This window comes from Pelomonas sp. Root1217 (assembly GCF_001425705.1).
Classification (GTDB): Bacteria; Pseudomonadota; Gammaproteobacteria; order Burkholderiales; family Burkholderiaceae_C; genus Pelomonas.
Genome location: NZ_LMDC01000002.1, coordinates 96,331 through 108,560 on the forward strand (window position 1 = coordinate 96,331; position 12,230 = coordinate 108,560).

5 protein-coding genes and 2 pseudogenes are annotated in these 12,230 nt (G+C 66.0%); 2 read left to right on the forward strand and 5 right to left on the reverse strand.

Translation table 11 applies throughout. The features are described 5' to 3' along the window. Positions 1–110: 110 nt before the first annotated feature. From ASC95_RS07485 to ASC95_RS07505, 5 genes are all read right to left on the reverse strand, one after another. Entirely contained in the window at positions 111–2,504 is a 2,394-nt protein-coding gene (locus ASC95_RS07485; protein WP_082567588.1) for a cellulase family glycosylhydrolase, read from the reverse strand. Between the two features lie 69 nt (positions 2,505–2,573). After that, positions 2,574–4,892 carry a discoidin domain-containing protein gene (locus ASC95_RS07490; protein ID WP_235537775.1) on the reverse strand — a complete coding sequence of 773 codons (2,319 nt, stop codon included), beginning with the start codon at positions 4,890–4,892 and terminating at the stop codon, positions 2,574–2,576. A 16-nt stretch (positions 4,893–4,908) separates the two neighbouring features. Continuing rightward, positions 4,909–7,053 carry a glycoside hydrolase family 9 protein gene (locus ASC95_RS07495; RefSeq protein ID WP_057297148.1) on the reverse strand — a complete coding sequence of 715 codons (2,145 nt, stop codon included), beginning with the start codon at positions 7,051–7,053 and terminating at the stop codon, positions 4,909–4,911. 139 nt (positions 7,054–7,192) lie between these two features. Next, entirely contained in the window at positions 7,193–9,826 is a 2,634-nt protein-coding gene (locus ASC95_RS07500) for a glycoside hydrolase family 3 C-terminal domain-containing protein (protein WP_057297149.1), read from the reverse strand. A 9-nt stretch (positions 9,827–9,835) separates the two neighbouring features. Continuing rightward, the gene (locus tag ASC95_RS07505; protein ID WP_235537777.1) at positions 9,836–10,984 is read right to left on the reverse strand and encodes a glycoside hydrolase family 5 protein; all 1,149 of its coding nucleotides are present in this window, start codon (positions 10,982–10,984) and stop codon (positions 9,836–9,838) included. A gap of 460 nt (positions 10,985–11,444) precedes the next feature. Here ASC95_RS07505 and ASC95_RS31740 point away from each other — a divergent pair. Both ASC95_RS31740 and ASC95_RS32450 read left to right on the forward strand, forming a co-directional pair. After that, a pseudogene (locus ASC95_RS31740) lies at positions 11,445–11,909 on the forward strand (hypothetical protein); the annotation flags it as partial. Between the two features lie 19 nt (positions 11,910–11,928). Continuing rightward, positions 11,929–12,230 (forward strand): annotated as a pseudogene (locus tag ASC95_RS32450) (alpha-xylosidase); the annotation flags it as partial.

Sequence of the window (12,230 nt, forward strand, 5' to 3'; positions counted from 1 at the left end):
GGGCGCCGGCAGCGGTGCCACCGCTCTGGGCATGGCTTTGCGACGACCCGGTCGGTGGCGGCAAGGCCGGCAGGCCCGGGCAACAGGCCATGCCGGCGTGTGCGCTCAGCTCATGGTGCGACCCAGTTGATCGAGTCGACGTAGACCGTGCCGGCCCAGGCGCCACTCGTCTTGAACTGCAGGCTCAGCCGCTTCAGGGGCGACAGGGCGTTGGCGGGCGCCGTGAGGGTGACCGTGGTCCAGCTGTTGGCCGCGGGGCTGCCGCTCCATGACTGCGTCCAGCCCCAGTTGAAGTCCTGCATGTAGGGCTCGATGCTGCTGATCGTGTGCCCTGCGGGAGCCCAGATGCGGAAGCTGATCGTGGCGCCGGCCGGCAAGACGAGGCCCGACAGATCCAGCGAAGAAGAGCCCGCACCGCTCGCATTGAAGCTGACGGCCAGGGATCGCTGGCCGGCGAACTTCTGTGCCGTCGAGGTGGCGATGCCGGTGATCTGGCCGCCGCTGAAGGTCCAGCGATGCGTGTCGGTCTCGAAGTTGAACTTGGCCGGATCGGGGTTGGTGCCGGACGTGCTGGCATAGGCCTCCGACGAATCGCCCGAAATGCCGGACGCATTGGCCGCCACCACCTTGTAGTAATAGGTCGTGCCGGGGTTGAGACCGATGTCGCTGTAGCTGGTGCCGGCGATGTTGCTGACGGAGGCGTCAGTGGGCTCGTAGCCGGACTCGGTTGAACGGTAGAGCCGGTAGCTGGTGGCACCGGCGACGGGTTTCCAGGACAGATTCACCTGGCCAGCACCCGCAGATTTTGCGACCAGCCCGGTCACTGCGTAGGGGGCGCCGTTCGGCGGCGGCGGCGCGACTCCACCGGTCAATGCGTCGATGATGTCCTGACCGCTGACCGCACCCGTGCTGTAGTTGAACGGCGAGTTCGGCGTGCTCCAGTAGAACGGGCTGAGTCCGTGGCCATTCGCGGAATCGACCAGGTACTTGTTCCAGTAGAGGGCGGATGCTCGGTTATAGGCGGCCGCCGTTCCCGTCAACGATCCCTTTCCGGCCGCCTGGAATTCACCCACCAACACCGGGATACCCTTGTCGACGTATTGCTCCTTCAACTGCTGGAACCCTGAGTCGGTTTCCCCCTCTTCCACGTAGGGGACGTTGTGAGTCGGGTCTCCGGCATAGTGGTAGGCCCGTCCCCAATAGTTCAGCATGGGGCCCCAAGACGCGTCGCCCTGCAATTGCGTGAACTGGAAGGGTGTGTAGTTGTGGTACTCCACCATCAGGCGCCCGGGCGTCGTGTCGGATGGCAACGTGGGGAACCATGACGGATCCGCAAAGCCTTGCAGCACCAGCCAGCGGTTGCTGTTCTTGCCGCCGGCCGCGCGCACGGTGTTGATGAAGGTCTGGTAGTACGCCAGCAGCGTCTTAGCGTGGGCGGGATTGTTGTGGATATCCGGCTCGTTCGCCGCAGCAAACAGCAGCCGGTTGTCATAGCCCGCAAACGTGGTGGCGATCTGGGTCCAGTACGACACGATCTTCTCGCTGACGACTGGGTCGGTGCTGGCGCCGATATTGCTGTCGAGCCAGCCACCGTCCCAGTGAACGTTGATCATGACGTGCATGCCCGCAGCGATGCTGCGATCCACCGCTTCTTTGACCTTGGCCATGTAGGCTGCATTGATCTTGTGGGTGGCCGGGTCGGCGTTGGAATCCCAGGCGCAGGGAATGCGGACGGCGTTGAAACCGGACTTGGCAGCCGAGGTGTATACCGCCGCACCGGGATAGGCGTACCCCCAGACGGCCTCCAGCGAGTTGCCCAAGTTGAACCCGTAGGTGGGCACCGGCAGCGGCGACGTTGCCGCCTGCACGCTGATCCAGTTGCTGTACAGCGCGGTGCCGCCCGATGCGGCCTTCACCGTGATGGCCTTGGTGCCTTCGGAAAAACCGGGCATGCACTGGAAGCGCAGCTCGGTGCTGCTGCTCGCAAGAAGGCGCATGCCGATGCAGTCGGCCACGTCCAGCGCCAGCGTGTTTGACAGCTTGCTGCCGGTGACCCGGTAGTAGGCCAGCTGGTTCATGCGCGGGGTGGCCGGCGCGCTGAAGTCCGCCGTCGTGGAGACGACACCGGCCACGGTGGCCGGCGGGGCCGTCGCGCCGGCCTGGGCCTCTGCGGCGCCAGAGTTGTAGCTGCCGGCTGCGGTCGTGAACCTGACCCAGTACCAATAGCGCGGGCCCACCGCAGCGGCGGTGTCGACGTAGGAGCGCTCGCCGGCGGACAGCTGGGCGATGCGCTGGCGGCCATTGGGGTCGCTGCTGGTGTTGCGGTACACCTGCAGGCCGGTGACGCCGCCGGCAACCGTCCAGCCGAGCTGGATGTTGGTCGTGTTGCCGGTGGCGCTCAGGCAGACGGACGTGCCGCCGCCGCTGCCGCAGCTTTGCGCATGGGCGCCCATGGCGGCGCCCAATGCCAACGCCAGAGCAGAGAGTTTGAGGGATGACTTCATGGGTCTACCTTTCGGTTGTGAAGTGCCCGTCCCCTTGTCTCCTGGGGACTTCGGGCACAGAGCGGAGATTTATTCGGCGGGGATGACGGACAACTCTGCCGCGCTGGTCCAGCCATTGCCCCAGACCTCGTTCAGCGCGGTGAAGCGGAAGAAACGCGCCTTCACGGCGGGGAAGCGCACTTCCTGCAGGTCGGGGTTGTTGCGCACGTTGGAGAAGGTGCCCTTGTCCACGGCGACCGTCCAGGCCTTGCCGTCCTCGCTGGTTTCGAAGCGGAAATGCTCGGCCGTACCGTTGAGTAGCGCATCCTGGCGCGGCAGGTAGACGAAGCCGGCGATGCGGCGGGCCTGCCCCATGTCCACGGTGATGTGGTGCGGCAGCTTCAGGTCGGAATCCCAGCGCGTGTGCCAGAAGGTCGACGAGTCGCCGTCGATGGCCAGGGCCGCACCGTTGTTGCCCTTGGTGACTTCTTCGCTGTCGACCTCGACCACCTTCCAGCCGCGCGGGGACACGCCGGCGAAATTACGCGATCCGACCACACCCAGGCGGCCGTCCGGTTGCACGCGAGCGGCTTTGACGACGCCGGACAAGGGCAACGCAACGGGCGCCTCGTACACCGGCGACTTCGCGGTCGGCGCCGAGCCGTCCATCGTGTAGACCACCTTGCCGCTGACCGGATGGCTGATCGTCACCGTGCCATCGGCACCGCGGTCACCGATCACCGGTGGCGTCAGGTCGAGCGCCTGCTTGTACAGCGCGACTTCCGACAGCGTCGGCGCGAAGCGCGCTTCGGCGATGCGCACCCGCACGCGGTCGGTCGTGACCGGCGACTGCAGGCGGATCAGGCGGCGATAGCCGACGGTGGTGGTCTCGTCGGAGTTGATCTTCGGCACCGGCACCCAGTCCTTGCCGTTCCAGGTGTCGATCGCGAAGCGTTCGATGCGCTGGCCGCGCTGGGCGACCGCCTCCTGCAGCGCCACGACGTCGAAGGTCTGCGCCTGGGGCAGGGTCAGCGTGATGGCGCCGTCAGTGCGGCCTTCGGCGGCTTCCCACCAGGTGCCGGGCTTGTTGTCGGCGGCATCCTGCGCGCCGTGGCCACGGGCTGCATGGTCGGCCGTCAGGCGGGCACCGGCGGCGAGGTTGCGCTGGAAGGTGCTGTTCACGATGCCGGACATCTGCGCCAACGCGGTGACCTGGTCATCGGGCACCAGGCCGCGGTTGTCGGGTGACAGGTTGAAGATCAGGTTGCCGTTGCGGCCGGTGCTGGCGTAGAAGATGTCGACCAGCTGCGTCACCGGCCGCGGGCCCTTGTTGCGCGCCCAGAACCACTGGCCGCCGCCGAGGATGGTGACGTTGGTCTCGGCCGGGTACCACCACAGGTGCGAGCCGGGCTTGAGCTGGGCACGGCTGCCGAGGTCGCCGTTCTGCCAGTCGGGCCAGGTGAACTTCTCGGGCGCCATGGGCAGCGGGATCACGCTCCACTCAGTGGTGCGGCCATAGCCGCTTTCGGAGCCGACCCAGCGCACGTCGGGGCCCTTGCCCATGATGACGGCGTTGGGCTGCAGACTGCGGATCAGGTGGTACCAGGCCTCGTAGTCATAGACGTCGGGCACGCTGGGGTCGGGGTTGGCGCCGTCGAACCAGACTTCGTGCACCGGGCCGTATTCGGTCAGCAGCTCGTAAAGCTGGTTCAGGAAGTAGCGGTTGTAGTCGTTGACTTCGTAGCTGTAGCTCTTGAAGCCGGGTGTGGGCGCCCTGCCCTTGGACGGATCGGTCTTGAAGCTGGCCGGGTCGGTCGGGATGGTGGACTTCAGCTTGGGGCTGCCGTTGCCGTAGTAGCCGGCGGGGTTCTTGGGGTTGGTCTTGAGCTGGTAAAGATCGGCCGGCGACAGGTAGATGCCGAGCTTGACGCCACCGGCGCGTGCCGCGTCCGAGACCTCGCGCACCAGGTCACCCTTGCCGCCGCGCCAGGGGCTGGCCGGGGTCGAGTGGCTGGAATAGCGCGTCGGCCACATCGAGAAGCCGTCGTGGTGCTTCGCGACGAGCACCAGCATCTTGCCGTCGAGCAGTTTGACGCTGCTGACCCACTGCTTGGCGTCAAGCTGCGTCGGGTTGAAAACCGACGGCGCTTCGCGCCCGGTGCCCCACTCCACCTCGTTGAAGGTGTTGACGCCAAAGTGCAGGAAAAAAGTGCGCTCCAACCGCATCCAGTCCACCTGGTTGGCGCGCGGCAGCACCTTGGCCGCCTTCTCTGCGATGACGGCTGGCGAATCGCCGGCTTCGATCACATGCTCGGTGGCATAGGGAATGGGCGGCGCTGCCGTCGCCAGGGTGGCGGCGGCAGCGAGCACGAGCCCGCTGAGCAAGATGGTTGGGACCCGTGCTGTCATCGTCATCAGTCCTGTATCACTTCACAAAACGGGCCAGCAGGCGGATATAGGCCACCTGATAACCGTTGGAGGGCTCGGCAATCGACCAGGAGTTCAGCGGCCAGCCGGTGTTGAAGTCGAGGTAGGACTTCTGCCCTGGTTGGTTGTAGGGCGGCGACGGCGGGGCAGAGCCGCACTGCGCCGAGACGCCCGGGCAGCCGCCATCCCAGCTGTATTGGGACCCGGCCGGGCCGCCCACCAGATAGCCCGGTGCGGGGCCATACAGCGAGGTCTTGGCGTCGTCCCACTTCGTACCGTCGAAGAACCAGGTGTGCCAGATCTGGTTGGTCGAGTTCTCGGCGCCGAAGCTGTTCATGTTGGTCAGATAGACCTTGCCCAGCGGGTTCACACCATGCAGGTAGTGCAGGTAGTCCAGCGCGGCGTCAGCGCCCTGGTCGGCCGTGTGGGTGCCGATGCCGTAATAGGCTTCTTCCGTGAACAGCGAGCCGGCGTTGGCCTTGGTGGCGTTGCTGGCCCAGGTGTACGTGCCGATGTGGGCGCTGTACGGGTCCTTCTTCGCTTCGCGGGCACCCCAGTTGTCGTAGTCGGCGCGGTTCATCAGGTCGCGGAAGCGTGCCTTGATGTCGTTGGCCACGCTGGCGGTGGCGTTGGGCAACGAGGCGTAGTACAGCATGATGCGTGCATCACCGGCGCTGAACCCCGACAGCGACCAGTTCTTGAACATCTGCGCCATCTGGTAGTTGGCATCGATGTAGGGGCGATAAGAGGTATCACCCGTCGCAGCAAACAGCTTGATGGCCGCGTGCATGCGCATCACCTTGCGACCGTCGTCGTCCGTCTCCTGCTGGCCAACGCCCAGGCCATTGGTGTTCTGGAAGACGACGTTGGGGTTGGCCACCGCCCAGTTGTAGGCATTCTTGGCACGCGTCAGCAAGTCTGCCGCATACGTATTCAGAGATGCGTTGTTCAGGCTGCCCAGGACCTTGGCACCCTGCGCAAAGGCGGCGGCAGCCGCCAGGGTGGCCGAGGTGTTGACGTCGCCGTAGTAGCTGGGGCCGGTGTCGGCCGACGGCGGGCTGGCACCGCCAACGCCGACGATGGACAGCACCGAACCGTTGCTGTTCTGCAGGCGCTTCAGGTAGTCCAGACCCCACTTCGCTTCATCCAGGATGTCCGGGATGCCGTTGTAGGACTCGGGAATGTTGAAGTCGTCGGTGAAGACCGTGGGGTTCTGGACGTAGGCGTCCATCAGCTCCTGGGCGTAGCCAGCTTCCCAACTGGTGTACTTGTTGAAGTCACCGGCATCGGCCCAGCCGCCACGCACGTCACGTGCTGTGCCGGCGTTGTTCTTGTCGAGGAAACGGCGCGCCTGCGGGTCTTGTCCAGGGCCCAGATTGCTGGCGCCGTCGGCCCATTTGGCACCGGCGTTGGCCACCGTCTTCTCCTGGCCGAGACGCTGGTAATAGAACATCCGCACGGCCTGGATCAGCACGTTGCGGTAGACGTTGTCGCCGATCTCGAAGCGCATCGATTTGACGCCGCGCTGGCTGTCCTCGACGTAATAAGTGCCCGGTGTCGTGATGGAGCTGAAGTCGAAACTCCAGGTGTGGTCACCGGAGGAGGTGTCCATGTTGCCGTTGTTCCATTCAACGACCGGGCCCGTGTACACCACCGACCCATTGGCGGCATTCACGACCCGCAGGGTGCCGGGCCAGTACCACTGGCCGGCGTCGTAACCCTGGATCGGGAAACGCAGCACCGCCACCTTCTTCTTGTTGGGAAGGTAGCCGAACTGGTCGACGACGATGAACTTGCCGTCATTGGCCTCGGGTGCTGCCCAGACGGTGAAGTTGTACTGCTGGGTCGTCTTGGCGCCGCAGCTGTTGGTGTAGGTCGCCGTGGCCGTGCAGGTGCTGGTGAGTTTGAGGGTCTGCTCGCGGGACGAACCCGATGTGCCGCAACCGCTCCAGGACCAGCTGCCGGCAAACGGCTGCGGCCCCAGCACGACGGTGGAGCCCGTGTTCAGCGAAGCCGAGGCCTTCGCAACCCACGAGGTGGTGCCATTGATGTTGAGGTAGGGCGTGACGGCACTGGGCTGACACGTTTGCGTCCATGCGGGCGCGCTGAGTACTGCCAACGAAAGCAGCAAAGTCTTCTTCATTTCCACGCTTGTCTCCGGTCTGGTGTTTTTGGCGATCGGGCTGGACGGCTTCACGAACCCCCAACGGTTCGCTGACAAAAGCGACTTCAACGGCCAGCCGTCGTTGAAGCCGCAGGGATCTATCGGTGGGCGACTCCTGTCATTGCGGCAGATCAACCACGTTCTGGATCGTGTAGGCGGCCGACGCCGCGGCCACGCCGGCACCCGGCTGCCCCGACCCGACCGAGACCTGGTATTGGCCCGGCACCAGGCGGCGCTGGCCCTCGGCCGTCACGAAACTCAGGTCGCGCGGCGACAGCTCGAACGTCACCTGCTGCGACTTGCCGGGCTCGAGCGTCACGCGCTGCGCGCCCCGCAAGGCCAACCGCGGCGCACCGCTGAAGCCCGGCGGCGTGATGTAAAGCTGCACCACCTCGTCGCCGGCGCGCCGGCCGGTGTTGCGCACTTCGGCCGTCACGCGCAGGCCCTTCTCCGGTGCGTCACCGGCCGCGTCCACCTTGAGTGCCCCGTAGGCGAAGCTCGTGTAGCTCAGGCCGTGGCCGAATGGATAGACAGGCGCGCCGGTGAAGTAGCGGTAGGTACGGCCGTTCATCGAGTAGTCGTTGAAGGCCGGCAGGTCGGTGACGCTGCCGTAGAAGGTCAGCGGCAGGCGGCCGCCGGGGTCGGCCGCGCCGGCCAGCACCTGGCCCACCGCGCGCCCACCTGCCTGGCCCGGATACCAGGTCTCCAGGATGGCGGCGGCGTTCTGCTTGGCCCAGCCCAGGCCCAGGGCGCCGCCATTCATCAGCACGACGACGACGGGCTTGCCCAGGGCCTTGGCAGCCTCCAGCAGGCGGCGCTGGTCGGCAGGCAGCTCGATGGCAGTGCGGTCCCCGCCGGAGAAGCCTTCGTAGGCCACCGGCATCTCCTCGCCTTCGATGTCGGGCGTCAGCCCCACGGCGGCGACAACGACGTCGGCCTTGGCGACGGCCGCCTTCAGCTCTGCATCGAGGTCCTTCGTGACACGCTTCCACAGCAGGCCCGGGTGCGGGCCGACGCCCGGCTCGGTCTCCAGGCGCACGGCGTAGCGATGGCCCTTCTCCAGCACCACGTCGGTGAGCTTGGGCGGATCGTTCCAGCCCGAGTAGGCCGTGGCGCCCACACCTTCGCCGCCGGTGTCGACCTTGCCCTTGAGTGCGCTTAAGCCCAGGCGATAGCTGCCGCTCTCGGGCGCGACCAGGAAGCCGGTCCAGACCACCTTGTGGCGGCCCGAGACCTCGGGCATCAGGGCGGCGTTGGACACGACGTAAGGCTCGATCCGCGTGACCTTGGGCTGAGCCTCATAGCTGCCCTCGGCCACCGCGTTGAAGTACTCGGCGCGCAGGCCGGGCTTGCCGTCGGGCGTCACGAAGGCCGAGGCAGGCACCGGGTCGCCATCGGTGATGGACGCCGTGAAGGGCACGTGCTTGATGCTGGCCTTGGGCATGGCCTGGCGCAGGCCTTCGAGGATGGACACGGCCTCGCCGGTGCGCTCGGACGAGTAGTTGCCGCGCAGCACGCGCGTCGAGTCGGCGAGCGGACCGATGACGGCGATGCGCGCATTGGCCTTGAGCGGCAGCGCGCCATCGTTCTTCAGCAGCACCAGGCTCTTGACGGCACTCTTCAGCGCGAGGGCGCGGTGGGCCGGCGTGTCGATCTCCGTCGCCGGCACGGCCGGCTTGTCAAAGCCGGGCAGGTCGCCATTGCGGATGCGCGCCGAGAACAGGCGCACCAGCGCCAGGTCGATGTCGGCGTCGCTGATCAGCCCACGCGCCCGCGCATCCTTGTAGCGCTGCAGCAGTTGCTTGCCCTTGGACCAGTAGCCGGTGTGGCATTCGTTGTCGACACCGGCCTTCAGCGACGCCGCCACCGCCGTCGCGCCGTCGGGCGAGAACTTGTGCTTCTCGTCGATGTCGGTGACGGCGTCACAGTCCGACACGACATAGCCCTGGAAGCCCCAGGCCCCGCGCAGCGTGTCCTTCATCAACGGGCCGCTGGCGCAGGCCGGCAGGCCGTCGACACGGTTGTAGGCGCACATGATCGAGCCCGCCTTGGCGTCGACGATTGCCGCGCGGAAAGCCGGCAGGTAGGTGTCCTCCAGATCGTGCGGCGTGACGAAGAAGTTGTCGGTGTGGCGTGTCGGCTCCGGGCCGCTGTGCACCGCGAAATGCTTGGGCGTGGCGATGACGTCGGGCAGGTCGGGGTTGGGGCCCTGCATGCCGGTGATATAGGCGACGGCCAGCGTCGCCGTCAGGTACGGATCCTCGCCATAGGTCTCGTGCCCACGGCCCCAGCGGGGGTCACGGAAGATGTTGATGTTGGGCGCCCAGGTGTTGAGCCCGCCACCGCCCTTGCCGAGCGTGCGCAGCGCTCGCATCTCGCGGCTGATGGTGGACGCCACCTCCTTCACCAGGTCGGCGTCGAAGCTCGCGGCCAGTCCGATGGGCTGGGGGAAATTGGTCGTCGGCACCGGCCCCATGGCGCCGTGCAAGGACTCGGTCCACCAGCCATAGCCGGGAATGCGCAGGCGCGGGATGGCCGGCGCCACGTTGAGGAGCTGCTCGATCTTCTCGTCGGGCGTCATGCGGGCCACGATGGCCGCCGCCTTGAGTTCGACAGCCTGGCGCAGTGGCGAGAGGCCCTTGCCGGCTTCCTCGGCGGCCCGGGCCGCGCCCGAGGCGCAGGCCAGGGCCAGGCTGGTGGCCGCCATGGCGGTGGCCGTGCGAAGTTTGTGGATGCTTTGCTTTTGCGTCATTTCGCTCTGTCACTGCGCGGCTTCGACGATGGTGCGGACCAGCGCCGGCAGCTTCTGCTCGCCCGTGTTGCGGTCGACGAGTTCGGCGACGTCCCACCACACCGGCACCAGGCCGTGCTGCACGATGGAATGCGTGACGTAGCGCGCCCAGTGGTGGCGGTAGGTGGTGTCGGCGTGGCCGGCCTTCTGGTAGGCGCCGTACTCGCCGACGATGACGCCCACGCCCTTGTCGACGAAGTGGGTCTTCATCAGCTGGAACTGCTTGTCGGCCCAGGCCTCGTTGGCCCAGGTCTCGGTGGCCGCCGGGTCCTTGGCGATGGCGCCCCACTGCCAGACCTTGCTGTCGCCGTTGAGCGTGAAGTTGTAGGGGTCGTAGTAATGCACCTCCATGAACAGGCGGTTGGGCACGCTGTCCTTGGGGATCGTGTTGTGGGCCACCGTGTGCTCGATGCTGGTCCAGTAGCCCTGCACGATCAGATGGCGCGTGGCGTTGTTGCTGCCGGTGGCGCGCACCGTGTCCACGAAGGTCTGGTTGAAGCTGTTCTGCACCTCGGCCCATTCGGGCTTGGGCGCGCCCGAGGTGTTGAGCATGCCGACCTCGTTGGAGCCGGCGAACAGCAGGTGGTCGTCGTAGTCCTTGAAGGTGGTGGCAATCTGCACCCAGAACTTGGCCAGCTTGCCGTTGATGGCCGCCTGCTTGTCGTAGGTGGGGTGGTCCATCCAGCCACCATCCCAGTGGACGTTGACCATCACGTACAGGCCAGCCTTGTGGGCGTAGTCCACCACCTGCTTGACGTGGGCCATCCACGCGGGGCTGATGTTGTTGTCCTTGTCGGCGTACTGGCTCCACGCCACCGGCAGGCGCACCGACTTGAAGCCGGCCGCCTTGTAGCCATTCATCAACGCCTGCGTCGGCACGGGTTGGCCCCAGGAGGTCGCCGTCGGAATGGCTTCCAGCGTGTTGCCCAGGTTGATGCCCGGCACCATCTCCTTGGACAGTTGCACGCTGGTGAGTCCACGCATGCCGGCGACTGCGGCGGCGCTGTCTCGGGTCAACAGGCTCGCCGCGTGTTCGGCCGGCCCCGCACAAGCGGCAATCACGGCCATGAATGCCAGCGAGGCGATGGCCGTGCCCAGCGTCGGAAGAACTCGCTTCACGACGTCCGCTCCTTGATTTGTCTCACTGCTGTCTTCCTGGCTGCCCGCCACCTTGCGAACGCTTGATGTAACGATAAATCTCTTGGTTCAAAAAAAGGGCCTATTGGGAAGGCCCGGGGTGACTGGAAGCCATTTGACCGCATGTTGCGGCTCATCCGGTCTGACCAGTCCGCTGCATCGTAGTTGCTTCAGTGCGTCGAGGAATTCGTAGAAACACCGACAACGGATCAGATCTTCATAGGCGGTGCGGGCGTACTCGCTCCTGGCTGGCTATTTTTTTCGTTCGCACCGCCTCAGCGCGCGGTCAGACCAGGTCAGGTAAACTTGCCTCCCGGAACTCGCACCGAGTGGGCGTCCCTGCGGGCTGCGTCGCCTCCGCGTTTCCCCTTGTATTGATTTCTCCGCTGCGGGTTCGGATCCCCTAACATGCGATGTTTGTGCTAATTTATCGGTAAATTAGATGAAATTCACGGACGGCCAGTGGCTTTTGCAACCTGGCGTGACGGCGCATTACGCCTCACAAAACTATCACACGCAGGCCTTCGAGGATCGGTTGGTCGTGTTGGCCACGAACAAGCCGATCAAGCATCGGGGCGACACGCTCGCCGGGCCGACCTTGACGGTCATGTTGACCTCCCCCGCTGAAGGCGTCATCCGCGTCAGCGTGGAGCACTACACCGCCTCGCAGCCGCCGCGCCTGCACGTTCCCATGCCGGGTGCCGGCCGCCCTGCCGTGCAGATCACAGAAACGGATGACTGCTGGACGCTCACCTCCGGCGCCCTCTCCGTCGACGTCAGGAAGGGCGAAGGCTGGAGCCTGACCTTCCGCGACGGCGACCGCATCCTGACCAAGAGCGACTGGCGCGGCCTGGGCTACATCCAGTGGGCCGGCAAGGACGGCCTGGTGCGCAGCCACGTCCACGAGNCGCGACGGCGACCGCATCCTGACCAAGAGCGACTGGCGCGGCCTGGGCTACATCCAGTGGGCCGGCAAGGACGGCCTGGTGCGCAGCCACGTCCACGAGCAGCTGTCGCTGGGCGTGGGCGAGAACGTCTACGGCCTGGGCGAGCGCTTCACCCCCTGGGTCAAGAACGGCCAGATCGTCGAGAACACCAACAAGGACGGCGGCACCGCCTGCGAGCAGGCCTACAAGAGCGTGCCCTTCTACTTGACCAACCGCGGCTACGGCGTGCTCGTCAACGAGGCCGGCCCGGTGTCCTTTGAGGTCGGCTCGGAGAAGGTCGC

Excerpts from the sequence above, each read along its gene's own strand:
- ASC95_RS07485 (WP_082567588.1), bottom strand. The coding sequence starts at position 2,504 with ATGAAGTCATCCCTCAAACTCTCTGCTCTGGCGTTGGCATTGGGCGCC.
- ASC95_RS07500 (WP_057297149.1), bottom strand. The coding sequence starts at position 9,826 with ATGACGCAAAAGCAAAGCATCCACAAACTTCGCACGGCCACCGCCATG.
- ASC95_RS07490 (WP_235537775.1), bottom strand. The coding sequence starts at position 4,892 with ATGACAGCACGGGTCCCAACCATCTTGCTCAGCGGGCTCGTGCTCGCT.
- ASC95_RS07495 (WP_057297148.1), bottom strand. The coding sequence starts at position 7,053 with ATGAAGAAGACTTTGCTGCTTTCGTTGGCAGTACTCAGCGCGCCCGCA.